The organism is Flavihumibacter sp. (genome assembly GCF_036676075.1).
Taxonomy (GTDB): domain Bacteria; phylum Bacteroidota; class Bacteroidia; order Chitinophagales; family Chitinophagaceae; genus Flavihumibacter.
On sequence record NZ_JAKFDQ010000011.1, the window covers coordinates 15,410 to 39,323 of the forward strand.

The following is a 23,914-nucleotide window of genomic DNA, read 5'->3' on the forward strand; positions in this document are numbered from 1 at the left end:
ATCCCTCCATCACTCCATCCCTCCACCCCTATCCCTCCAGTATCCTCGCCAGCAATCCATTCACTTCTTCCGACCTGTTCATCACCATCAGGTGTCCACCGCCGGGTATGGTATGCGTAGGTTTCACATAACGCACAGGAAGCAGGTGATCACCTGAGCCATGAATATGATAGTAATCGGCGGGCAAGTCGGTAGCTTTCCAACTAAGGATGGCACCCAATGCCCATCTGATAAAAGCAGGATCGGATTCGCTGATGATTTTTCTGAGCAGGGCTTTATCCTCATCCGTTTCAGTGGTGAAGATGCGGCGGGCGAGGGATGCATTTTTGAAGAGGGAGATCGGCAGTATCTTATGCACTTTCAGCGGTGCAACAATTTTATAATAGAAAGGTAATTGTGCGGGTGATGAAATACTCGCAATCAGGATGGTATGTTTTGGTTTGAAGAGTCGACTTATTTCCGCAGCCAGCATTCCGCCGAAAGATAATCCCACCAGTCCCCAGTTTTCATTCATATCAATTTTTTCTGCCAATCGAAGGGCATAATCATGGAGGCTTTCAGTTGGGTGTGGTGGAATCCAGTCGATATGCACCATCTCATATCCTTCGGGTAAATGGATATGCCGGAACACTCTTTTATCAGCACCTAAACCAGGAATAAAATACAGTTTCATAAGCTCCCTTCTAGAATTGTAACTTTACCGCGCAATAAAGCTTGCTATGGATATAAAAAACAATATACTTGAAACGATCGGCAATACCCCGCTGATCCGTCTGAACAAAATTACTAAAGACCTGCCGGGCACCATTCTCGCCAAGGTAGATTATTTCAATCCGGGAAACTCCATCAAAGACCGTATGGCGCTGAAAATGGTGGAGGTAGCCGAAAAAGAAGGCAAAATCAAACCCGGTGGAACCATCATCGAATGCACCAGTGGCAATACCGGGATGGGATTGGCACTTGCTGCAGTAGTGAAGGGATACAAATGTATATTTACCACTACCGATAAACAGAGTAAGGAAAAAATGGATATCCTTAAAGCTGTTGGTGCAGAGGTGATTGTTTGTCCCACAAATGTTGAACCCGACGATCCGCGCTCCTATTATTCAGTTGCGCAAAGGCTGGCGAGGGAGATCCCCAATTCCTATCATTTCAACCAGTATGATAACCTGGCCAACCGTTTAGCGCATTATGAAACAACCGGGCCAGAGATCTGGCGACAAACCGATGGCACCATCACGCATCTTGTTTGTACAGCAGGAACCGGTGGAACGGTAACAGGTACAGCGCAATACCTTAAGGAGATGAATCCCGATATACAGATCTGGGCGGTGGATGTTTATGGATCATTGCTCACAAAATATTTCCGCACCGGTGAAGTGGATATGGGAGAAGTGCATCCATATATTTCAGAGGGTTTCGGGGAGGATTTCGTACCGCAGAATTATGATATGAGCGTGATCGATCATTTTGAACAGGTCACTGATAAAGATGGCGCTATCATGGCGCGTAAGCTGGCAAAAGAAGAAGGATTATTCTGCGGATATAGTGCAGGAAGCTGTATACAGGGATTGATGCAATTGAAAGACCGTCTTAAACCAACTGATGTGGTGGTATGCATATTCCATGATCATGGCAGCCGTTATGTGGGCAAGATCTATAATGACCAGTGGATGCAGGAAAGAGGATTTCTTGATGTAAAAACATTTAAGGATATCGTGAACGGAAGGGGCACGAATAAGAAGTTGATAAGTCTGGCCCCTGAGCATACCGTTGCCGAAGCGGTGGACCTTATGCGTAAATATGATATCGAGCATATTCCAGTGCTGAATGGCAATGGATTTGTGGGATCTATCAGTGAAGGCGGATTATTTCAGAAAGTTTTTTCGAATCCTGATATCAAGCATGAAAAAGTTGGATCGGTGATGGAAGCGGCCTTTCCAATTGTGGACTTTCTGACCCCGGTTGAGAAGTTAAGTACACTGATAAATCGCGAAAATGGCGCAGTGTTAAGCAAGGACGAAGCGGGTAATTTCCACATTGTGACCAAGTACGACGTTATACAGGCCATGGGCAAGTAAAGATGTCTATTTCAATGAAACTCAATCCGGATAAGGCTTTGGCGTTATCCGGATTTTTTATGCTTCTTCGATTCACGTAGATCTACGAAGCCAAACTACGTATACTCCCGGTAGGTAATGCTGTAAGCTTACGAAAATTGCAGTAAATACCGAACTGTTAAAAACGAGCAAAGACGCTCTTGCCTACCAATACTATGCCGACTACATTTGTATCAGAAGTTGATTGATCATTCAATCGTTCCAATATCCTGACGAAAAGCAACAAAATATCCAAGATCCAGAAATTCCAAAGACCAAATCCTTAGAAAAACAGTTTCACCAAAAATCCAGTATCAGTCAACTTCCTTTTTTTCTTTTATCCTTAGAAAGACCAAAACCGAAATCAGCATCAGATCCATGAATCCTAATTAAAAACCGAAAAAAGAAATCAGCACCATCCTAAATCCTAAAGAAAGACCGTAGAAAATCAGCACCAAGATCCTTTAGAAAGACCGTAGAAAAATCAGCACCAAGATCCTAATGAATGCCGAACGAAGAAACCCCTGAAACCATGGCCTAAAACCATTGTACAGTAACCAACGTCCAAATCTCATTACGTATGGTTTCAGAGATCCAATGTTCTGGTGAAGACCATGACCAAGTCCTTAAAAACCACTTAAAATCCGGTACCCTCCTGCCCTGCTTCTCGTCCAAGTTGTAAGGCAGGAGGACCAAAGTGGTCTTTCAGGTGTATTTTTGACAAAACACTTGCATGACTTCCATTACCGACCAAACCGGTAACAGCCTCCAGCTAGATTCCATCCCCCAACGAATTATTTCACTGGTACCATCACAAACAGAGTTGCTCTATAGCCTTGGGCTAAGCGATGAAGTGGTAGGTATCACACGATTTTGTATTCATCCCCAAATATGGCACCAGGGTAAAACCCGTATTGGTGGCACCAAGGATCCTGACATCAGAAAGATCATTTCGCTTAAACCCGATCTTGTAATTGCCAATAAGGAAGAAAATATCCGTGAGCATGTAGAGGAGATATCCAAACATGTACCGGTATATACAAGTGATGTATATACTTTACCTACAGCCATTGAAATGATCGGCGCATTAGGAGAGATCACAGGGCGGCCAGAGGCAGCACTCGAAATGACCAGGCTGATCAGTGAAAGGTTCAGTCAGTTAATTCCGGTTGATCCTATGCCCGCAACCGCCTACCTGATCTGGAAAGATCCCTGGATGGCGGCGGGTGGTGATACCTTTATCAGTGATATGATGGAGAGGTGCGGATTCATGAATATTTACAAAGCAACAAGCAGGTACCCCGAAATAACAATAGAAGAATTGAAAGAAAAGGAGTGTCGGCTTTTACTGCTTTCCTCCGAGCCTTATCCATTCCGGCAAAAGCACCTGGAAGCCTTGCAGGCAGAGCTCCCTGAAACCCGCATACTGCTGGTAGATGGAAGTTATTTCAGTTGGTATGGAAGCCGGCTGCTGGAAGCCCCTGCCTATTTTTCATTATATTCCCGTCAGAATGTATATCCAGTATTATGACCCTAATATCCCCAGTGGAGAGAATCACCGGCCATCGAGGAAGAAGCCGATGTTCAAGGTGAATGAACGGCTGCGTGAGTATCTCAACCAGCATGGTCGTGGCGTGCGCTTACCGGTTGAATACCGCGACCTTCAGCGCTTTACTTATTCTCTCCCCCTTAAAGACAAAGAAGGCAATGATACTGCCTGGGAGACGGTTATCTATGACCTGCGGGAATGGGATTATATCAGGGAGGGATTGATTGGTATATATGCCAACCTGAAGACGGAGGGTGATATGACCTTCAGCAAGCATCTTGATGTGGCGAGGATCGATTTCTGTGGCTTTGGTAACTCGCAGCCATTCCGGATCCGCATCGTGAACAAGTTCAACGATAATTACGACCACTATTATATCAAGATCGCGGATGCATCGCGGATCTATGGACTAGAGCTGGAGCACCTGCTCTCCCCCAACCGGATCAAATTCCTGATAAGCAAGGAAACGCTGGTGGAGGAGCATATTCCAGGGATACCAGGCGACCTGTTCTCTGCCAATTACCTGGAACGTCCGGATACCAATAAGATCAGGCTGGCAAAGGAATTCGTCAAATTCAATGAGCGTTGTTTTGTAAGGCTGCTGGGAGATATGCGCAGCTATAACTGGGTGATAGATATTACGCCTGATATTGAAGATTACCAGTACCGTATAAGGGCAATTGATTTTGACCAGCAATCATATGAGGGGCGGAAAAATCTTTATCTACCGCAATATTTCAAGGAGAATAATCCCTTTGTTGATGTTACCCTGAAATACCTCAACAAGGATTCTATTGAGCAATACCAGACGGAGGAAAGGACCATGATCGCCTTCAGGCTGGCTTCTGCGCGATACCGGGTAAAAGAACTGCTGGATATCATGATCCGTGATACCATATCCACCCCAGAAAAAACGATGCAGCTGGCGCGGGAGCTGAGTGAGTTCCATAATTTCCACCCCGGACTTTTGCGAAGCAATACCATGGGCCGGCTGGTAAAGGAACACCTGAAGGTTTGCCTGCGGAAAAACCTTTTGATGATTCCCCGGTTACAGGGGAAAATAGCTGATTGAAATACTATCAGTATATTAGCGCTCGCTTTTACGATTGCATTTGCCTTATCGCATCATTAAACAACCAATTTTACCAAGATGAGTAAGTACAGCGCCGGCGTATTATTCGGCGAAGAATTAGAAGCCCTTTATAAGGACGCCAAAGCAAACAAATTTGCAATGCCTGCCGTAAATACGATCGGCACCGATTCCATCAATGCTGTGCTTGAAACAGCCGCGAAGGTTAATTCACCCGTCATTATCCAGTTCTCCAATGGAGGAGCGCAGTTTATAGCCGGTAAGGGAATGCCAAACGATAAGATGCAGGCGAATATTTCAGGTGCCATATCTGGTGCCCTGCATATCCACAATGTTGCAAAGCATTATGGTGTGCCGGTTATTTTGCATACTGACCATGCTTCGCATAAATGGCTGCCATGGATCAGCGCATTGATTGATGCCGGACAGGAGTTCCATAAAGAAAAAGGTCGTCCACTTTTCAGTTCACATATGCTGGATCTTTCTGAAGAAACAATTGAAGATAATATCCAGACCAGTGTTGAATATTTCAAACGCATGCAGCCGCTAGGCATGGGTATAGAAATTGAACTTGGCGTAACCGGTGGTGAGGAAGATGGTGTTGACAACAGCGGTATTGAAAATGACAAACTTTATACACAGCCCCAGCACGTGGCCTATGCCTATGAAGAGCTGGGCAAGATCGGCAACCTGTTTACAGTAGCTGCTGCATTTGGAAATGTGCATGGTGTTTATAGTCCGGGTAATGTTGAACTGCGTCCCGAGATTTTGCAGAACAGCCAGACTTATATCCAGGAGCAATACAAGACTGCAGAGAAGCCGGTATACTTTGTATTCCATGGTGGAAGCGGATCAGCCAAGGAGCAGATCGCGGAAGCACTGGGTTATGGCGTTATCAAAATGAATATTGATACTGACCTCCAGTTTGCATTCTGGGAAGGTGTTCTGAAGTACTACCAGAAAAATGAAGCATACCTGCAGGCACAACTCGGCAACCCCGATGGTGCTGATAAGCCGAACAAAAAATACTATGATCCACGCGTATGGTTACGCAAGGGCCAGGATACTTTTATAAGCAGACTGGAAGAAGCGTTTGGCGATCTGAATTGCATCAACCGCAACGCCTAAGAGGTAAGAATTCAGGTAAGAGGTAAGAGGTAAGAGGTGCATTGGGAATGTACTGCGGATTTTTCGTGGTACATTCTTTTTTTGGGATTTAAATATTTACTTTTTTGCAGTCCACGTAATGGCAGCCGCGACAGAAATCGGGGGTCTCGTTTTTAAGCCATTTGGTTCGGAAATCCTGGAAGCCATCACTGTTCAGGACGGGCATCAATCCTTCTTTGAAGACGTTTCCGAAACTCAATTCCTTGGGGAAGGGCTTTGCACAACAGGGTGCCATCTCACCATTCCAGCAAACATAAAAATGACTCCAGGGAAGGCTGCAGCTTTGGAATCCTTTATCAGAACCGAGTCCGCTCCAGGTGACTTCTACTGCAGTATTATGTTCCTGCATACGCTTTACTTCATTGTGAAAAGTCTCGCCCTGGTAAAAATCATAGTATGACAGATCAACACCAGAAATACAGGCAAGATTGAATATGGTATAGTTTACAAATCCAATTCCCATTTCTTCTGCAAAAAGTACGACCTCTTTCATGTGAAAGAAGTTCTCCTGCGTCACCACCATGTTCAGCATAACAGTTGTGGAGGTATTGCGGCAGATATCCGCTATCTGACGAACATTATTTTTGAAGAGTTGAAAATCAGACTGAACTCTTATCGAATTATATACTTCATCAATGCCATCGATAGAGATCTGGATGGTATCCAGTTTACCGGCCATCGCTTCGATCTTTTCAATTGTTTTGGGAAGTACAGCGTTGGTGGAGATGGTAATGATGATGCCTTCGTTCTTGGCTTTAATATAATCGACAATAGATTCGATCTTTTTATACATCAGCGTTTCACCCATGCCGGTGAGTCCAATGGAATCGACATAAGGAACCAGTTCGTCAATCACTTTTTTAGCATTCTCTTCTTCCATCAATCCCATATCCATCTCTTCACCATAGCCATATTCACGCGGACAAATTGTACATTTCAAATTGCAATGAGCGCTGAGTTCGAGCATCACTGTTGAAGGATGGGCAACGCGGGTTTGCCTGGTCAATTTCAGTGCAGCATGCTGAATTTTATTTCCGGTATAGTGAAAAAAATCAATGCCGCCCGGCAGGTGTTTCCCCCGCTTTAAGAGATTCTCCAAAAATCGCTTAGTCATATTCGTCCTCTCCTAGAATGCTTTTTTATCGGTTGTCGGTTTTGGATCCACTTTCAATTCAGGCATGAGGACTGCTGTAAAAACATTTTCACGATTTAATAGTTTACGAGCAGCATCCCTGATATCATTTACCGTGAGTTGATCTATGATCTGCTGGTACTGTAGAAAATATTTGGGATCTGTCTTTTCACTATGCTGGTCGAGGATCTCGCGCAGCCATGTAGCATTCTCTTTCAGCTGAACCTTATGCTCTTCAATCCATTGCTTACGAACCTTGTCGAGGTAAGACTGTTCAGGACCTTTGGTAACGAGTAGTGATATCTCTGCGTCAATTGCTTTCAGCAGGGTATCAACTTTCTCCGGACCGCAGGGTAACTGAAGAATTAAACTATAGTTGCTGTAAGGGTACTTATCGAACTGACCATAAAAGGCGCCGCCATAGATACCCTGGATCTTTTCACGCAATTCTTCCAGGATCCTGATGCTGAGAATCTCGCTGATGGCCTGGGCCTTTATGTCCATTTCTTCACTATAGGGCATCTCGCCGGTATAGAAAGCGAGGATAAGGCTTTTCTCTTCTTTCCCCTTATTTACAACGAGTTTTTTGACGCCCTTAACCGGCCTCACTTTATTATCTTTTTTCTCAAAGGTTTTACCACTGGAAGGAAGACTTCCCAGGTAGGTTTCAAGGAGTGGTATAATTGAATCTGTATTGAAGCTGCCGGTGAAAGCAAAATGCATTTGGGAAGCATCACCGATGCGTTCCTTATAAATTGATAAGGCCCTGTCGAGATTCAGGTTTTTAAAATTCTCCACTTTAGGAAATACAATAGGAGCAAGTGGATTGTTGCCGTATAACGCATTGTTTGTTGTATCAAGAAATGCCGCCTGTGGATTGGCCGACAGGGCTGCATACTGCGAGGAGTTTCTTTGCACAAATGATTTGAACAGGGCTGTATCCTTGCGCGGGCTTGTCATATAGAGATGAACAAGCTGGAGCATGGTTTCAATATCCTTATTAGAGGAACTTCCGCTGATGCCATCCGTTATTTCTCCAATGGAGGGAGTAACGGATACAGTTTTGCCGGCAAGAGCTTTGCGGAGGTCGGTTGGACTGAACTCACCCACACCCATAGCCGAAACAACGGGAACTGCAAACTGAGCATTGTATTTATCTGCCAGTCCATAATAATTCAATCCCCCGTTGCGGGTAGCCCCCATCAGTATCTGGTCATTTTTGAAATCAGTAGATTTCAGTGAAACGGTAACGCCGTTGCTCAGGGTAAGTTTTGTAACGCCCATGGCCTTATCCAATTCGCGCTTTACGAGCTTGCCAGCTTTTGGCATTTTTGCCATGATAGATGCAGCAACTGCTTTCTCCGTATAGGGCGTAATATTAGCTTTCTCTTTTGCATTCACAGATGCAATCAGGTCCTGCGGTGAAGGCAGTTTCTTATCACCTGGTGCTTCCGGACCGGTTACAAAAAAGAAGCGGTTGGATTGTGTGAGGAGTTCTTTTGCTACAGCATTTACTTCCTCAATGCCAATACCCGGAATAAGTTCATTGCTGATAGCAAATTCCTTTTCGATGCCGGGAATATATTCGCCCTCGAGGAAATGGTTCAGGTATTCGTCGATATAAACTGATGATTCAGTCTTGTCACGATTATTATAGGCACGTTCGATACTGGTGAGTATTGCTTTTTTAGAACGCTCCAGTTCTGCAGGGTTAAATCCATAGCGTTTAACGCGTTCGATCTCTTCCACTACCGCATTCAATGCCTTTGTAATATCACCTGTACCGGCATAGGCAGTTGCACTGAAACTTTCATATCCCCTTACGAAACCACCAACCCCTGCTCCTGCCCCAACAAATGGAGGATCAGACTGCTGGGTGAGTTCCTGTAAACGTTGGCTGAGGATTGAGCTGAAGATCTGGCGAACCAGCTGATTGCGATAATCACCCACTGTTTTTTGCGGTGCGGCAGGCCTGATGGGATAATTAATATTTACGGAATAGTTGGTTGCTTCCTTATCTGTAACAACCAGTGCTTCTGTTGTTGAATAGGCAGGAACCTGAACAGTATCCCTTTTCCTTTCAGTGGGTGGGTTTGAAAGTTTACTGAAATGTTTCCTGATCATTGCGAGTGCGGTGTCAGGATGAACATCGCCTACCACGGCAACTGCCATTAAGTTTGGCCGGTACCAGTCTTTATAAAACTTACGGATCTTTTCAGGTCTAAAAGTACTGATAAGCTCTTCGGACCCTATGGGTAAACGATCTGAATATTTAGAACCGGCAAACAGTTTCGGATATACCTGCCGCATCATCCTGTCTGAGGCGCCTTTTCCTGTTCTTGCCTCTTCTTTAATGATGGCTCTTTCAGATTCGATATCCTCGTCGAGATAAGTGACCTGGTGAGCCCAGTCTTCCAATACCTGGAATCCTTTCTCGAGGTTGCCCGGTTTATCAGTTGGGATAGGCAGCATGTAAACCGTTTCGTCAAAACTCGTATAGGCATTGAGGTCATTGCCAAAGCCAACACCTATATCCTGCAGGAAAGAAATGATCTCGTTCTTTTTGAAATTCTTAGTGCCATTAAATGCCATATGCTCGGCCATATGGGCCAGGCCAAGCTGGTCATCATCTTCATTGATGGAGCCTGCATTGATGGCGAGCCTCAGTTCAACTTTTTGTTCGGGCTTTTTATTTTGACGTATATAGTATGTAAGTCCGTTTTCCAGCTTACCAATTCTTACAGCAGGATCGGGCTGCAGTTCTGTACTCAATGGAGTTTGAGAAAACAGAGAACCAGAATACCCCAATAAGAGTAGCAGGGAAAAAAATAATCTTCCGGAATAAGAAATGTTCATAGGTTAAGTTTTGTTAATCAGCGTATGATAGCCTGGATAGGTTTACCGACACAACCGTTCGGCATCTGGATTTGCAGCATCGCGGCAATGGTGGGTGCAATATCAGACATATGCACTGGGTCGTTTGATTTACCTGCTTTTATATTCCATCCCAACCATACCAGTGGAATATGAGAATCATAAGGATTCCATAGGCCATGTGTGGTGCCTGTTTCTCCGCCATCAATATATTGCGGATGAAGAATGAATTGTACATCGCCACTTCGGTTAGGCATATAGCCATTGGCAATCATTTCCCTGATGGTGCTCTGCAGCGTGGTTTCCTGCAATTCGGAGAGGTCGAATGCACGTGATACTGCTTCCTGCTTTGTGAGGTAACTGATCACTTCTTCGATGATACCTTCCTTATCGAGCTTTGCGCTATCAATAATTTTGTGATTAAGATGAACCTGGTAATTGAGCATTGTGCGGATAAGGTTGGAGGCACCGAATTTTTCTTTCAGCATGGTATTCATTGAGTTCATGGTGCCAATATCATCAAATGTTCCAGCGGGTAATTTATTTGCCTTCATGAAACCCGGAACATTTGCAACGCCGTGGTCGGCGGAAAGGAAGAAAAGATAATTTCCTTTGCCTACATGCTGGTCGAGGAAATTCAGAAAATCTCCCAGATCCTTATCAAGCCGGAGATAACAATCTTCCACGGCTATTGAATTTGGTCCGAATGTATGGCCAATATAGTCGGGTGAAGAAAGGCTTACGGCAAGCATATCAGTTGCATCACCTTTACCTAGGTTTTCTCCGGTAAGGGCCGCTTTGGCAAGTTCGAGGGTCATCGTATTACCGTGAGGGGTAACCGCTATGCTGCCATAATTTTTTCCGATAAGTTCCTTATGATCGTAGGGGAAGCCGATGGATTTATCACCAAAAGGTTTTCCTTCAAATTGTTGACCCTGTGCTGTACTGCTTTTATATGATTCAATCGGATATAGGGTCTTCCATCCTTCACCATAATATTTGTCGACGATCTTCTGCTTATTGAAAGTCTGAACCCAGGTGGGCAGGTCGTTGCGATAATAGGTTGATGTGATCCAATCACCTGTTCTGCTATCATACCAATAAGCTCCATTGGCGGCATGACCGGCGGGCAGGATCGCTCCCCTGTCTTTGATTGCTATGCCGATTACTTTAGAACGGAAATTGGTAAAAAGGCGGAGTTCATCCCCTATCGTTGTACTGTACATATTACGCGGACTCATTTGTCCGGCGGCAGTAGTTGATCCTACAGTTTTAACGGTAGAATCTTCTGTGCAATACATCACTTTAGCTGCTTTTTTATCATACCATGCATTACCTGTAATGCCGTTGATGGCTGGAACTGAACCGGTATAAATGGATGCGTGTCCGCATGCTGTAACAGTGGGTGCATATGCGATGAAAGTATTCTCATTTGAAAAGCCCTGGGTGAGCAGTCGTCTGAATCCGCCATCAGCTTTATACCGATCGCTATACCGGTAAAGAAAATCCCACCTCATCTGGTCTACCACCAGGCCAACCACCAGTTTTGGATTTGAGCCGGATGCCGGCTGCTGGGCTTGTGTAACGGAAAAAGAAAGGGCAAAAATCAACAAAGAAAGAAAGCGTACTAACATGTCCTGTTTTTTTACAAAGATAGCGGTAGGAATGAATCGGGACTGTCTTAACCATTTGATAATGCCAAGGCGAAAATGAATTACCTTTGCAAAAATTTTTCTCATCAATCATATATAAACTATGGCAGATATCTTCGAAAAACTGGTGAAAGATGGTGGACCATTAGGTCAGCACATGAAGCGTGCCCATGGCTATTTTGCCTTCCCCAAACTGGAGGGAGAGTTAGGAAGCCGAATGATGTTCAGGGGGAAAGAGCGGATCGTTTGGAGCCTGAACAATTATCTTGGACTGGCAAATCATCCTGAAACGAGAAAGGCTGATACAGAAGCTGCGGCAAAATGGGGAATTGGTTATCCAATGGGTGCGAGGATGATGAGTGGCAATAGTGTTTACCATGAGCAACTTGAAAAGGTGCTGAGCAGTTTCACCAAAAGAGAAGATGCCATGCTGCTGAATTTTGGATACCAGGGTATCATGAGTTGTATTGATGCTTTGGTGAACAGAAGGGATGTTATTGTATATGATGCGGAGTGTCATGCCTGTATTGTAGATGGGATCAGGATGCATATGGGTTATAGTTATACTTTCAAGCATAACGATATTGAAGACTGTGAGAAGCAATTACAGCGTGCAACTAAGATGGCAGAAAAAAGTGGTGGCGGAATATTGCTGATCACTGAGGGGGTTTATGGAATGAGTGGCGACCAGGGCAAGCTAAAGGAAATTGTGGAGCTCAAGAAGAAGTATGAATTCCGGATCCTCATTGATGATGCGCATGGATTTGGTGCGATGGGACCAACAGGTGCAGGAACAGATGAGGAGCAGGGTTGCCAGGATGAGATAGATCTGTATTTCTCCACTTTTGTAAAGTCGATGGGAAGTATAGGTGCTTTTATTTCCGGAAGAAAAGATGTGCTTGCTTACCTGCGTTACAATGTACGTTCGCAGATCTTTGCCAAGAGTCTTCCCATGGTGGTTGTAGAGGGCATGTTAAAGCGAATGGAAATGTTGAAATCAATGCCCGAGCTACGTACTAAGCTCTGGGAGATTACCAATGCATTGCAGAAAGGACTGCGCGACAGGGGCTTTGACCTGGGCAAGACCAATACCATGGTGACGCCTGTTTATATGAAAGGGGATGTTCCTGAGGCAACGGCTATGGTGTTGGATCTGAGGGAGAATTATAATATTTTCTGTTCTATAGTTGTTTACCCGGTTATACCTAAGGGCCAGATCATATACAGGCTCATCCCTACTGCAGCCCATAACCAGGAGGACATTGACCTGACGCTGAAGGCCTTTACGGAGACAAAGGCCAAACTGGATGCGGGAGAATATAAGGCAGCGGAGATACCGGATATGGCGGAAGCGATGTAGTTCAAAAAATGAAAGCTATTATATATGGGGAGCCACCTTCGGGTGGCTTTTTTTATGCTGGGTTTAACGGGCACAAAAAAAATCCCGCCTTGCGGCGGGATGCACTAATCAAATACCATTAACCATTAAACCTTATCCTATGAAAATTCAAATATAAGATGTTAATGGGGTAACATTGGTTGCATGGGTCATATTTTTTTGGGGTAAAGCAGTCTTTTTTGACGGCAATCAACCGGCACTAAGTACTTTTCCTGAGTAATATTGTGTCGCGATGACACTTATCTGACAATTGGGGCCTAAAAGAGTGGCCAGGGGAAGAAAAAAGGACAGGATAGAAATCCCGTCCGAATAATATCCAATATCCTATGAAAAACCTACTTATTAGACTGCTTTTTGGTAAGGAACGTTGCAGCCTTGTTAAAATTTAATTTATGCCCGCAAAATCAATCACCAACTGCCTTTGAAGCTTTTCTGGTAATCGGGGAAAGGGATTTTTTTATAGGCTCCTTCACCGAAATACTTCACAATCAGCTCAAAATCATTGGGAGCCAGGAAACCGGGGATTGCCTGGGGGGCTTCACCGGGGGCGGGTATGATGACGGTTGTTGGGTAAGAAAGCTGGCCATTGGTGAGAAACAGGGCAAAATCGTTGGTTTTGTATTGAGGATTGAAGGCAAAACTGCGCCCACCCCAAACAAAAGGAGCTTTGCTTTCCGCATTTATCTTGGCTGAATAAAATTTATCCTTCAGGTAACTAACCACTTTTTCATTTTTATAGGTGCGTTTGTCCATTACCTTACACCAGCCACACCAATCAGTATAAAGGTCAATCAGCACTGGGCGTGCCGATTCATTAGTAGCCTTTTCAACCTCTTCGAGACTCATCCAGCGCATATCCTTGTCCGTGGAAGATTTGGATGATTGCGGCATGGCAGCAATGGAAGTAAATAAGAATAACAGTACGGTGATAAACTTATGCATGATTAACTTTGTTGGTATTCAAAAATAACACATCCGGATGCAAAAAATTGTTATAGCTGTTACAGGCGCCAGCGGTTCCATCTATGCCAGGTTATTACTCGATAAGCTGGTTTTGATGAAAGACCAGTGGCAGACCCTTGCCTGCGTTATGACAGATAACGCCAGAACAGTTTGGCAAACTGAACTGGGCAATGACAGTTATAATAATTACAGCGGTATCCGTTTTTATGATAAAAAGGATTTCAATGCTCCTTTTGCATCTGGTTCAGGTCAATTCAACACCATGATCATTGTTCCCTGTTCAGTGGGCACAATGGGAAGAATAGCCACCGGTATATCCAATGACCTGATTACCCGGGCAGCCGATGTAATATTAAAAGAACGAAGAAAACTGATATGTGTTGTACGCGAAACACCCTACAACCTGGTTCATATCCGTAATATGGAGACTATAACACTTGCCGGGGGTATTATATGCCCCGCTACGCCTTCATTTTATTCAAGGCCAACAACTGTTGAGGAAGTTGCTGCCACCGTGGTGGATAGAATCCTTGACCTGGCCGGACTAACTGTTAAGACTTACCGATGGGGATTGGAATAGCAGAGTTTTGATTAATTTGGTACTTCTAAACATTTGCCAGTGTTCAGCTTTGAGTATAATTCCTATAATTACCGGCAGATCATGAATGACCTGGCCACCGCAATGGGTACTACATTGCAGAACTGTACACTCAAATACCCCCCTCATATTGCTGATGGATTTACAACCTGTGTTGAATTGCCAAGTGGACTGCAGGCAGTAATATCAGATTATACCCTTCGTGATCAGTTCTTCCTGAAAAGGCAAAAAATACCGGAAGAATATTATGTTCTGCGTTATGAAGATATCCGCATCGAAGATGAGATGGTTTTAAAAATTGATGGTGAAGTTCTAAATACCCGCAATGAACAACATGCAGGTATTTATCTCACCAGTACATTGTTTGATGTATCGTACCTGGGAAGAAAGGGCACACATATTAAGGGTGTAAATATCATTTTTAATAAAGAATGGCTGGCAGAACATTTGAACATCAATGATCCCGAAGAAGTGCTGACAGCATATCTCAATATGCGCACAGGTAGTTATACTATTGAACCTATCGACAATGAATACCGCAGGTATTTTAACGAGATGATGCAGTCAGATCCGGAGAGCCCGTTGTATATAGCAACCATTCAAAACAGGATATTGCTGTTGATAGAAAGATTTTTCACCAGGCTATATGAAAAATCAAAAACACTGATGGCAAGTCCTAAAATTTCAAGGCACGATGTTCACCAGTTAATGCATGTAGAATCATTACTGACGCGTGATGTTAATAGTCGCCCTCCCACTATTGACCAGCTGGCGCAGGAAGCTGCCATGAGTTCGGCAAAACTTAAAAAACTTTTCAAGGAAGTGTATGGAACAAGCATTTATGCTTATTACCAGCGCCAGCGAATGAGTATTGCAAGGGATATGCTCCTGAGTGGTGATTTCTCTGTAAAAGAAGTTGGATTGAAAATTGGCTATTCAAACCTCAGCAACTTTGCGGCTGCATTCAGGAAGGAGTATAATCTACTCCCGAGTGAAATCAGGGCCTGATTTTTTCTATCCTACAAATAAAAAAGGACCCTATGGGGGTCCTGCTATTAAAGTAATGTGAACGATATCATTTATCGAAGATCAACTTCTTCTACACCCGGATATTTCTTCTTATCAAACACGAACTGTGCATCGGGCACCACAGCTTTACCATTGAGACTATTCACCGTGTACGTGTATTTGTTACCATTCTTCTCCAGCACTTTAGTAGAATAGATGGTGTTGGTTCCTTTGTCCACATAAACATAAACCTTATGAAAAGCCTTAGATTTATCAGTAGGGGTCATTTCAATTTCCTGGATGGTTTTTGCGCCGATCTTTTTTTCACCATTCATCTTGTAGAGAAAGTCCTTATCATAAAAATTGGTGAATAGTTTCTGAGGAGTGAGCGTGTTTTGTCCGGGTTCGAATTTGGTGATTGTAACCTCATTAGCAGCTTTATCGTAGGTCCAGATATTGGTACCGTCGCAGAAAATTTCCTGGCCGGTGACACTTACCCTGTATTTGCCGCCTTTCATATATACAGTTCCTTTTTTAACTCCCTGCACTTTTCCCTTACCATCTTCAACCTGCAGGGTAAAGCCCGATTGTACAGCATTAAAGGTCTTGAATTTGGCACTTACTTTATCAAGCACGGATTTGGCAGCGGGGTCACTGCTGGTTTGTGCTATAGAAATTGAAAACGAACCTATCAACAATGCCGCAAGGGCTAAAAATCTTTTCATGTGTTAGTTAATTAAAACGGGTGCAAATATATTCTTTCAGATGCAATGATTGGACCCCTGGTTGTAAGCAAAGCTTAAAGACGCAGTTCGCTTTAACAAAGCTTTCTAATGTTTAGCCGGTGAGCTGGTCATTTATTTTGTTAAAGCCGTTCGGAGAGGAACTGATCAAGTTCTGATTCAGTTTTAATGATCACTTCCCTTGCTTTGCTTCCCAGGTTAGGTCCCACCACACCGGCCGCTTCAAGCTGGTCCATCAGTCTTCCTGCCCGGTTATAACCCAGTTTCATACGCCTTTGCAGCAGGGATGTTGATCCCACCTGGTTGGAAACGATCAAACGGGCGGCTTCCTCGAAAAGAGGATCTTTATCGCCGAGGTCAAAATCCTTTCCTTCCAGGTCTTTTTCATCAACATATTCAGGGAGGAGAAAAGCCTGGGGGTAACCACGCTGGTCGCCGATGAATTCAGTAACACCCTCCACCTCGGGTGTATCCACGAAGGCACATTGCAGACGCGTAAGTTCACCATTATAGGAGATCAGCATATCCCCCTTCCCTATCAGTTGTTCAGCACCCCCGGCATCGAGAATGGTTCGGCTGTCAATTTTGGAAGAAACTTTGAATGCGATACGTGCCGGGAAGTTTGCCTTGATAGTTCCGGTAATTATATTTACCGAAGGTCTTTGCGTGGCTATTATCAGGTGTATACCTACTGCGCGGGCAAGCTGGGCAAGTCGGGCTATTGGCATTTCAACCTCTTTTCCCGCCGTCATAATAAGATCAGCGAACTCATCTATTACCAGCACAATAAAGGGAAGGAATTGGTGTCCTTTCTGCGGATTGAGTTTGCGCTTAACAAATTTCTCATTGTATTCCTTGATGTTGCGGGTACCGGCTTCCTTTAAAAGATCATAGCGGTTATCCATTTCAATACAAAGTGCATTGAGGGTATTGATCACCTTTTTTGTATCGGTGATAATAGCCTCTTCTTCTCCGGGTAATTTAGCGAGGAAGTGACGTTCGATGGTCCGGTACAGGCTCAGTTCCACTTTCTTTGGATCCACCAGTACAAACTTCAGCTGAGACGGATGTTTTTTGTAAAGAAGGGAAACAAGAATGGCGTTTAGTCCAACTGATTTACCCTGGCCCGTTGCCCCTGCCATCAAGAGGTGGGGCATAGCAGCGAGGTCAACAATAAAATTCTCATTGTCGATCTTCTTTCCGATAGCGATAGGCAGGCTGAAATTACTATTCTGGAATTTATCTGAGTTGAGCAGGGTCTTCATGCTCACAACAGTTTTCTTCACATTTGGCACTTCAATACCGATGGTACCTTTTCCTGGGATAGGTGCTATGATACGGATACCGAGGGCTGCAAGGCTAAGGGCTATATCATCTTCAAGATTCTTGATCCTTGATATGCGCACCCCTGCTGCCGGAACTATTTCATATAAGGTTACAGTTGGTCCAACCGTGGCACTGATCTTCTGGATATGGATATCATAGTTTTTGAGTGTTGTGATGATCTGGTTCTTATTGGTTTCCAGTTCGGCAGGGTCCTGCACTATTTTTTCACTACCATGGGTTTCCAGCAGATCCATTCCCGGATATTTATAGTCCCTGAGGTCGAGGGTAGGTTCATAAGGAGGAAGTTCCGGGAGCTTTTCATTGAGGTCGTCTTCAATTGCCCCCTCCGGCACTACTTTAATTTCAAGTTCAAGATCGGTAACGGGAACTGGTGGAACTGTTGGACGAAGTGGAGGTGAAGGCATTTCAACATAGGCATGTACATCTTCCTCAATTTTCGGCTCTTCTTCTAAAACCGGTATTATTTCGTCTTCTTCGATTTGATCCTGCAATTCAAAATCGGGAGATTCCTTTTCGATAACCTCCAATGGAATAGATGTTATGGGATCGGGTGGCGGAATAACAACGATGCCACCATCATTTTTTTTCAGTCCATTTTTCTTAGCCAGTTTTTCTTCAATAAAGAGGCGTGGTTCATCCTCTTCGTCCTTCTCTAAGGGTGGATCAGGGGCAGGTTCGGAATTTTTTTTAAGTGGAATGGCAGGAATTTTTGGAACAGAAAATACCGGGTTGAATCTCCAGATGAAGTATGCAACCCCGCCTGCCAGTAATATAGCAGCGGTACCGATGGTACCGAGGAATTTTGTCATCCAGTCACTCACCATGGTGCCCACTGCACCACCCCAGGGAAATGCGCTTCCCCCAAAGAAAAAGGCAAGGGCAACACTGAAATATATCAACCCGACCAAAACATATCTCATATTACGGGTGAGGCGAAATATTTTCCGCTCAAAAAGTAGATTGGCTCCACTAACAAAAAAAAGGCTGCAGAGAAAATAGGATGCAATTCCGAATCCTTTGTAAAAGAAAAAATGTGATACCCAGGCGCCCAGGCGACCCAGCAGATTAGAAACCCTGATATTATCAGCAAACAGAAATTCACTCCCTCCTTTGAACACCTTATCCTGGTCTTCCTGCCAGGTAAAGAGATAGGAAGTGAATGCAATGAATAGGAATATGGCCAGCAATAACAATATGGCACCGGTGATCTTCAGGGTGCGTTCGTCTTTAACCAGTGACTTCATTTCCACCTTCTCCTCCTTATCTTGCCGGAGGTCAACAGTATCGGGTAATGGTTTTTTCTTGGACTTCAGCTTATTTGCCATAAACACAAATATACATTGGCAGTAGGGTGCAAAAGAAATTGTATTTTGGGTTAGATTTTTAGATTAGCCCTACCGATGCAAATTCCCTTGATGGTCCGATGCCTTATCCGGACAATTTACATGATTTCAGCTATTCTAACCGGTGACCTGCTGAAGGCGCAGGATATAGTGCCTGTAGCAGAAACTATCCATACTAGCAAGATCAAACTGGCGGTTCCCATTGAAGGGGAGAGCAGGATCTATATTGACAGCGCTGATGGTATGGGAAGTAATCAACTCACAGGCTTACCCATCAACCAAACCATTGACCACAGCTTTGCGAGTAAGATTCCCGCCAGAGATATCAATAGAAATTTTTACCTGCGTTTTCGTATTAAAAATGATACAGATACCAGCACCAGGCTTTTTTTCCTTCCGGGGTTTTATTTCAGGGAGATCGTATTGTATAAAATGACGGATACGGGGCAAGTATCAGATTCTATGCCAGCCATATCGGGACCAGGAAATGAAAATAATTTCAATCCGATTGTTGGTGAAATAAGGCTCGATAGTGGTGAATCAGCAACTTTTATAGCACGCCTGAAGTTTATTAAAACTACAGTTAACAATCTCAGGCCGATGTTATCGCAGGATTTTTATCTTCCTTCCCTGATCGCATCCATTCAAAATGAACGCAGGATAAGTGCGATTATAACTTATCTCATATGTGGCATTATGCTGATGATGATGATTTACTCATTAGCACAATTTTTTGCCAACCGATCCATGGAGTTTATCTATTATGCCGCTTATGGCACTTTACTTGGGATAATGTTTTTTTTAAAGGCCGCTCTATACAAATATCCCACCGAAGAAAATTTCTTTTTTGAAAGCTATGCCGATTTTATGCTACAGGCAACAGCAACAATTTTTTATTTTCTTTTCCTTGTCAAATTTGTGAACGCGCGGGAAGACTTCCCGGCACTTAATATCGTACTGAAGGCTTTGCAATATCTCACCTTAGCGGGGATGGCATTATTTACTTATTTAAATTTTTTCACAGACAATTTCCCCTTACAAAATCTTATTGAGAACCTGATTAAATATTCCTGGTCGTTCTGTACTGTTTTTGTGATCTCCTATTCAATCATTAACCGCCAGTCAATACTTCGCTACCTGGCAATTGGCCATTCTTTTCTATTTGTAGGGGGGCTGCTTTCACTCTTCCTTATCAATAGTTCACAGCGTTTCACTGATGCCCGATCAGCCCTAATCAACGACTCACTATTCTGGTATGAACTGGGAATACTTTTTGAGCTGGTCTTTTTCCTGGTGGCCCTTTCGGTGAAGAATAAGCAGGACATTTCAGCAAGGGCAAGGGAAAAAGAGCGATTGCTGATGGAGTATGAGAAAACTGCTATTGAGAACAAGATGGCTGTGCTGGCGGCAAAGCAGGAAGAACGAAACAGGATCTCCGCTGATATGCATGATGAACTGGGTTCAGGGGTAACAGCAATCCGATTGTTAAGTGAGTTGGCAAAGACAAAAATGAAAGATCCCATACTACCTGAAATTGATAAAATTTCTAATTCAGCAAGTGAACTTATCAGTAAGATGAATACCATCATCTGGACAATGAAAAGTTCAAATGATACGGTGGACAATATGATAGCTTATGTAAGATCATATGCATATGAATTTCTTGACAATGCAGATATAATCTGTAAAGTTGATTACCCTGATAATATCCCTGCGGTTGAATTGAGTGGTGAAAAAAGACGAAATATCTTTTTGTGCATTAAGGAGTCACTCAACAATATCGTTAAACATGCAAATGCTACTGTAGTTACAATAAGTTTCAGGCTTGGCCCTCATCTTGTGATCCAGATCCATGACAATGGTGTTGGTGTAAATCCGGAAAAGATAAGGGAGTTCAGCAGTGGAATGACAAATATGCGTAAGCGAATGGAAACCATTGACGGCCATTTTGGAATTCGCAGCAATGATGGTACCACCATTACCTTAAGTGTGCCGCTTCAATAATCCCCAGAAGAGAAATAACCAGCCTGCCACCAGGAATAATCCACCAATCGGAGTGATAAGACCTATACGGGATAGTCCAACCGTTTCGGTGGCTTTAAGTAAAGTAAGCAAATAAAGCGATCCGCTGAAAAGCAGCATGCCCACGAGGAAACATTGTGCTGCTCTTTTCATTGGCAGTACAGGGTAATGGATAGACAATAGTCCTGTAGCCAATAATGCAAATACATGGTACATATGATATCGTACACCGGTTTCGAAAGTGGACACAGATTCAGGGGGTACGAGTGATTTAAGTCCATGAGCTCCGAATGCACCCAGTATAACTGCAAGAGCGCCGAGTAATGCTGCCGTTGAAAGGATGGATCTACTCATTTTCTACTGCCTCCTGGATTTGTTTTAGTGAAAGTGTTTCTTCAGGCAAAGACAAATGCGCCTGTTCGTAATAAAGTTTCCGGTCATGCAGTTTTTTCATGATGAAGGCCTTCATGTCTTCATCGGGTATGTCGCTAAGCAAAGGGCGATGTTTTTTTTCTTTCAGCAAACGTTCAATCAACACATCAGCTGAGGTGTTCAGCCAGATTACCTTACCATTTGATTTCATGTAATCGATATTGCCAAAGAAACAGGGTGTGCCTCCTCCGCAGGAAATGATAAAGTTTTCGTGAGAAGCGGTGAGATCATGCAACATCTCTTTTTCGATTCCCCTGAAATATTCTTCACCCTTTTCCATGAATATATCCGTGACAGGTTTGTTTTCCTGCTGTACTATCATATCATCGAGGTCAAAGAAGGGAAGCTTCATACTTTCAGAAAGTTTCCGGCCCCAGAATGATTTGCCGCTTCCCATAAATCCGATCAGGTAAATCTTCATAATAAATATTTGGTGCCTACCCAATCAGGTGAAGGCATTCATTCCGGTCACATCCATACCCGTAATCAGGAGGTGAATGTCGTGCGTACCTTCATAAGTGATCACGCTTTCAATATTCATCATATGCCTCATCACAGGATATTCGCCTGTTATACCCATTCCACCAAGCATCTGCCTTGCATCACGGCAAACATTATGCGCTACTTCACAGCCGTTTCTTTTTGCCATGCTTACCTGTGCGGGGGTTACTTTTCCCTCGTTCATCAGTACAGCAACACGCCAGTTCAATAACTGGGCCTTACTGATTTCAGTGATCATTTCAGCCAGTTTCTTTTGCTGAAGCTGGAAACCGCCGATAGGACGATCGAACTGAATTCTTTCTTTAGAATAACGCAGGGCGGTATCATAGCAATCCATTGCTGCACCAATTGTGCCCCAGGCGATTCCGAAACGCGCCTTTGTAAGGCAGCTAAGCGGACCGCGCATTGATTTTACATTCGGAAAGATATTTTCTTTAGGAACCTTCACATTATCAAAAACCAATTCACCTGTTGCAGATGCACGCAGGCTCCACTTGCCTTTGGTGGTTGGTGTGCTGAAACCTTCCATGCCACGTTCAACAACCATGCCCCTGATATTACCTTCTTCATCTTTTGCCCATACAACTGCAACCTGTGCGAAGGGCGCATTACTGATCCACATTTTTGAGCCATTCAGGATAACATGGTCACCAGCATCTTTGATGTTGGTGAGCATACCTGCAGGGTTACTTCCATGATCGGGCTCGGTGAGGCCAAAGCAACCCAACCATTCTCCACTGGCAAGTTTGGGAAGGAATTTCCGCCGTTGTTCTTCACTGCCAAATTCGTAGATAGGGTACATCACCAGTGAGCCCTGTACTGATGCTGTAGAGCGGACACCGCTGTCGCCCCTTTCGAGTTCCTGCATCATAAGTCCGTAGGAAATATAATCAAGTCCGCCTCCGCCATATTCAGCAGGGATGGTGGGACCAAATACGCCGAGCTCACCCATTTGTTTAACGATCTGCTGGGGAAATTCTGCTCGCTGGGCATAATCTTCGATGATGGGCGAGATCTCCTGCTTTACATAATTGCGTACCGCATCGCGTACCATCAGGTGTTCTTCTGTTAAGAGGTCGTCTAACTTTAAATAATCGGGGCTTTGAAATTGATCCTGGGCCATGGCATCTTGAATTTTGGAATTGCTAAAGTAGGAAAAAGCGGTCAAGTGGTACGAACTGGCATTTATAAATAGGATGCCATTTCGGTTTGGTATTGGGAGGCTATGGCAGCAGCTTCTGCAGCATAATCTTCCTTTTCAGAAGCATAGATGATTGCCCTGCTTGCATTAACGATGAGTCCGCAATCAGGGTTCATAGCTTTCTCTGATATTTCTTTGAGGCTGCCGCCCTGGGCCCCTACTCCGGGAACCAGGAAAAAATGATAGGGAAGAATTTTGCGGATATTGGTAAAAGCATCGGCTTGTGTAGCGCCAATTACAAACATCAGGTTTGAAGGGTTTCCCCATCCTGAAACGGTACGTAAAACTTTTTCGTAGAGGAATTCATCATCCATTTTCTGCAGTTCAAAATCCTTTGCCCCGATATTGGATGTTAATCCCAGCACGATGGTCCATTTATCTGAATATTCGAGGAAGGGCTTAACACTATCCGATCCCATATATGGTGCAACGGTAATTGCATCAAATGGGAGTTCTTCAAAAAATGCTTTGGCATATTGTGAGCTGGTATTACCTATATCACCTCTTTTAGCATCTGCGATCCTTAGATGGGAATCACCAATATAATGGACAGTTTCTTCCATGGCTGCCCATCCTTTGAGTCCCATGGCTTCATAAAATGCTGTATTGATCTTATAACTGATGCAATACTCGCGGGTAGCGTCTATGATGGCTTTGTTGAAAGCAACAATGGCATCGGGACGTTTATGAAGGTGCGCGGGGATCTTGGAGAGGTCGGTATCGAGACCTACACAGAGATATGACTTTTTACTCTTTATCTGTTCAATGAGTTGAGCTCGGTTCATGGAGTGAAG

General features: G+C 44.0%; 19 protein-coding genes. 8 read left to right on the plus strand and 11 right to left on the minus strand.

Annotation, left to right across the window (positions count from 1 at the left end):
• Positions 1 to 28 precede the first annotated feature (28 nt).
• Positions 29 to 673: an alpha/beta fold hydrolase gene (locus V6M43_RS14145; RefSeq protein ID WP_332736333.1), complete on the minus strand. Its 645-nt coding sequence runs from the start codon at positions 671 to 673 to the stop codon at positions 29 to 31.
• 46 nt (positions 674 to 719) lie between these two features.
• Between V6M43_RS14145 and V6M43_RS14150 the strand changes: the two genes are divergently transcribed.
• The 4 genes from V6M43_RS14150 (at position 720) to fbaA (ending at position 5,866) form a co-directional block, all read left to right on the plus strand.
• Positions 720 to 2,081, plus strand: coding sequence for a pyridoxal-phosphate dependent enzyme (locus tag V6M43_RS14150; RefSeq protein WP_039134567.1), 1,362 nt, complete (start codon positions 720 to 722; stop codon positions 2,079 to 2,081).
• Between the two features lie 751 nt (positions 2,082 to 2,832).
• Positions 2,833 to 3,630, plus strand: coding sequence for an ABC transporter substrate-binding protein (locus tag V6M43_RS14155; protein WP_332736334.1), 798 nt, complete (start codon positions 2,833 to 2,835; stop codon positions 3,628 to 3,630).
• Positions 3,536 to 4,720: a hypothetical protein gene (locus tag V6M43_RS14160; RefSeq protein WP_332736335.1), complete on the plus strand. Its 1,185-nt coding sequence runs from the start codon at positions 3,536 to 3,538 to the stop codon at positions 4,718 to 4,720. Before V6M43_RS14155 ends, V6M43_RS14160 begins: the two co-directional genes overlap by 95 nt.
• Before the next feature lie 78 nt (positions 4,721 to 4,798).
• Positions 4,799 to 5,866, plus strand: coding sequence for a class II fructose-bisphosphate aldolase (gene fbaA / locus V6M43_RS14165; RefSeq protein ID WP_332736336.1), 1,068 nt, complete (start codon positions 4,799 to 4,801; stop codon positions 5,864 to 5,866).
• Between the two features lie 88 nt (positions 5,867 to 5,954).
• Here fbaA and V6M43_RS14170 read toward each other — a convergent pair whose 3' ends face one another.
• Genes V6M43_RS14170 through pafA form a run of 3 tightly spaced genes read right to left on the minus strand, consistent with a single transcriptional unit; the run spans position 5,955 to position 11,545 of the window.
• Positions 5,955 to 7,019, minus strand: a complete 1,065-nt coding sequence (locus tag V6M43_RS14170; RefSeq protein WP_332736337.1) for a radical SAM protein — start codon at positions 7,017 to 7,019, stop codon at positions 5,955 to 5,957.
• A gap of 12 nt (positions 7,020 to 7,031) precedes the next feature.
• On the minus strand, positions 7,032 to 9,893 hold the full coding sequence (locus tag V6M43_RS14175; RefSeq protein WP_332736339.1) for a M16 family metallopeptidase: 2,862 nt from the start codon (positions 9,891 to 9,893) through the stop codon (positions 7,032 to 7,034).
• A gap of 17 nt (positions 9,894 to 9,910) precedes the next feature.
• Positions 9,911 to 11,545 carry an alkaline phosphatase PafA gene (gene pafA / locus V6M43_RS14180; protein WP_332736341.1) on the minus strand — a complete coding sequence of 545 codons (1,635 nt, stop codon included), beginning with the start codon at positions 11,543 to 11,545 and terminating at the stop codon, positions 9,911 to 9,913.
• A 121-nt stretch (positions 11,546 to 11,666) separates the two neighbouring features.
• Here pafA and V6M43_RS14185 point away from each other — a divergent pair, with 121 nt between their 5' ends.
• The gene (locus V6M43_RS14185; protein ID WP_332736343.1) at positions 11,667 to 12,923 is read left to right on the plus strand and encodes an aminotransferase class I/II-fold pyridoxal phosphate-dependent enzyme; all 1,257 of its coding nucleotides are present in this window, start codon (positions 11,667 to 11,669) and stop codon (positions 12,921 to 12,923) included.
• A gap of 447 nt (positions 12,924 to 13,370) precedes the next feature.
• Here the strand turns inward: V6M43_RS14185 and V6M43_RS14190 are convergent, their stop codons facing one another.
• On the minus strand, positions 13,371 to 13,904 hold the full coding sequence (locus V6M43_RS14190) for a thioredoxin family protein (protein WP_332736345.1): 534 nt from the start codon (positions 13,902 to 13,904) through the stop codon (positions 13,371 to 13,373).
• Between the two features lie 37 nt (positions 13,905 to 13,941).
• Between V6M43_RS14190 and V6M43_RS14195 the strand changes: the two genes are divergently transcribed.
• Both V6M43_RS14195 and V6M43_RS14200 read left to right on the plus strand, forming a co-directional pair.
• Complete coding sequence (locus V6M43_RS14195; RefSeq protein ID WP_332736347.1) at positions 13,942 to 14,505, plus strand: UbiX family flavin prenyltransferase; 564 nt, start codon at positions 13,942 to 13,944, stop codon at positions 14,503 to 14,505.
• Positions 14,506 to 14,544: 39 nt separating this feature from the next.
• Positions 14,545 to 15,531, plus strand: a complete 987-nt coding sequence (locus V6M43_RS14200) for an AraC family transcriptional regulator (RefSeq protein WP_332736349.1) — start codon at positions 14,545 to 14,547, stop codon at positions 15,529 to 15,531.
• A gap of 71 nt (positions 15,532 to 15,602) precedes the next feature.
• Here the strand turns inward: V6M43_RS14200 and V6M43_RS14205 are convergent, their stop codons facing one another.
• A complete protein-coding gene (locus V6M43_RS14205; protein ID WP_332736351.1) occupies positions 15,603 to 16,256 on the minus strand; it encodes a LolA family protein in 654 nt (217 codons plus the stop codon).
• A gap of 140 nt (positions 16,257 to 16,396) precedes the next feature.
• Entirely contained in the window at positions 16,397 to 18,946 is a 2,550-nt protein-coding gene (locus V6M43_RS14210) for an FtsK/SpoIIIE family DNA translocase (RefSeq protein WP_332736353.1), read from the minus strand.
• A gap of 120 nt (positions 18,947 to 19,066) precedes the next feature.
• Here V6M43_RS14210 and V6M43_RS14215 point away from each other — a divergent pair, with 120 nt between their 5' ends.
• On the plus strand, positions 19,067 to 20,968 hold the full coding sequence (locus tag V6M43_RS14215; RefSeq protein ID WP_332736355.1) for a sensor histidine kinase: 1,902 nt from the start codon (positions 19,067 to 19,069) through the stop codon (positions 20,966 to 20,968).
• On the opposite strand, the gene V6M43_RS14220 is transcribed toward V6M43_RS14215, so the two are convergent.
• The 4 genes from V6M43_RS14220 to pyrF form a co-directional block, all read right to left on the minus strand.
• The gene (locus V6M43_RS14220; protein ID WP_332736357.1) at positions 20,948 to 21,340 is read right to left on the minus strand and encodes a DUF423 domain-containing protein; all 393 of its coding nucleotides are present in this window, start codon (positions 21,338 to 21,340) and stop codon (positions 20,948 to 20,950) included. The two genes, V6M43_RS14215 and V6M43_RS14220, sit on opposite strands and share 21 nt — an antisense overlap.
• A complete protein-coding gene (locus tag V6M43_RS14225; protein ID WP_332736359.1) occupies positions 21,333 to 21,839 on the minus strand; it encodes a shikimate kinase in 507 nt (168 codons plus the stop codon). Before V6M43_RS14225 ends, V6M43_RS14220 begins: the two co-directional genes overlap by 8 nt.
• 24 nt (positions 21,840 to 21,863) lie before the next feature.
• Positions 21,864 to 23,042 (minus strand): acyl-CoA dehydrogenase family protein, encoded by a 1,179-nt coding sequence (locus tag V6M43_RS14230; RefSeq protein ID WP_332736361.1) that lies wholly within the window; start codon positions 23,040 to 23,042, stop codon positions 21,864 to 21,866.
• A gap of 62 nt (positions 23,043 to 23,104) precedes the next feature.
• Entirely contained in the window at positions 23,105 to 23,905 is an 801-nt protein-coding gene (pyrF, locus tag V6M43_RS14235; protein WP_332736363.1) for an orotidine-5'-phosphate decarboxylase, read from the minus strand.
• Positions 23,906 to 23,914 lie beyond the last annotated feature (9 nt).

What these genes read in the sequence shown, in the direction of transcription:
- V6M43_RS14145 (WP_332736333.1), bottom strand. Translation starts at nt 673, where the DNA reads ATGAAACTGTATTTTATTCCTGGTTTAGGTGCTGATAAAAGAGTGTTC.
- V6M43_RS14150 (WP_039134567.1), top strand. Translation starts at nt 720, where the DNA reads ATGGATATAAAAAACAATATACTTGAAACGATCGGCAATACCCCGCTG.
- V6M43_RS14155 (WP_332736334.1), top strand. Translation starts at nt 2,833, where the DNA reads ATGACTTCCATTACCGACCAAACCGGTAACAGCCTCCAGCTAGATTCC.
- V6M43_RS14160 (WP_332736335.1), top strand. Translation starts at nt 3,536, where the DNA reads ATGGAAGTTATTTCAGTTGGTATGGAAGCCGGCTGCTGGAAGCCCCTG.
- fbaA (WP_332736336.1), top strand. Translation starts at nt 4,799, where the DNA reads ATGAGTAAGTACAGCGCCGGCGTATTATTCGGCGAAGAATTAGAAGCC.
- V6M43_RS14170 (WP_332736337.1), bottom strand. Translation starts at nt 7,019, where the DNA reads ATGACTAAGCGATTTTTGGAGAATCTCTTAAAGCGGGGGAAACACCTG.
- V6M43_RS14175 (WP_332736339.1), bottom strand. Translation starts at nt 9,893, where the DNA reads ATGAACATTTCTTATTCCGGAAGATTATTTTTTTCCCTGCTACTCTTA.
- pafA (WP_332736341.1), bottom strand. Translation starts at nt 11,545, where the DNA reads ATGTTAGTACGCTTTCTTTCTTTGTTGATTTTTGCCCTTTCTTTTTCC.
- V6M43_RS14185 (WP_332736343.1), top strand. Translation starts at nt 11,667, where the DNA reads ATGGCAGATATCTTCGAAAAACTGGTGAAAGATGGTGGACCATTAGGT.
- V6M43_RS14190 (WP_332736345.1), bottom strand. Translation starts at nt 13,904, where the DNA reads ATGCATAAGTTTATCACCGTACTGTTATTCTTATTTACTTCCATTGCT.
- V6M43_RS14195 (WP_332736347.1), top strand. Translation starts at nt 13,942, where the DNA reads ATGCAAAAAATTGTTATAGCTGTTACAGGCGCCAGCGGTTCCATCTAT.
- V6M43_RS14205 (WP_332736351.1), bottom strand. Translation starts at nt 16,256, where the DNA reads ATGAAAAGATTTTTAGCCCTTGCGGCATTGTTGATAGGTTCGTTTTCA.
- V6M43_RS14210 (WP_332736353.1), bottom strand. Translation starts at nt 18,946, where the DNA reads ATGGCAAATAAGCTGAAGTCCAAGAAAAAACCATTACCCGATACTGTT.
- V6M43_RS14215 (WP_332736355.1), top strand. Translation starts at nt 19,067, where the DNA reads ATGATTTCAGCTATTCTAACCGGTGACCTGCTGAAGGCGCAGGATATA.
- V6M43_RS14220 (WP_332736357.1), bottom strand. Translation starts at nt 21,340, where the DNA reads ATGAGTAGATCCATCCTTTCAACGGCAGCATTACTCGGCGCTCTTGCA.
- V6M43_RS14225 (WP_332736359.1), bottom strand. Translation starts at nt 21,839, where the DNA reads ATGAAGATTTACCTGATCGGATTTATGGGAAGCGGCAAATCATTCTGG.
- V6M43_RS14230 (WP_332736361.1), bottom strand. Translation starts at nt 23,042, where the DNA reads ATGGCCCAGGATCAATTTCAAAGCCCCGATTATTTAAAGTTAGACGAC.
- pyrF (WP_332736363.1), bottom strand. Translation starts at nt 23,905, where the DNA reads ATGAACCGAGCTCAACTCATTGAACAGATAAAGAGTAAAAAGTCATAT.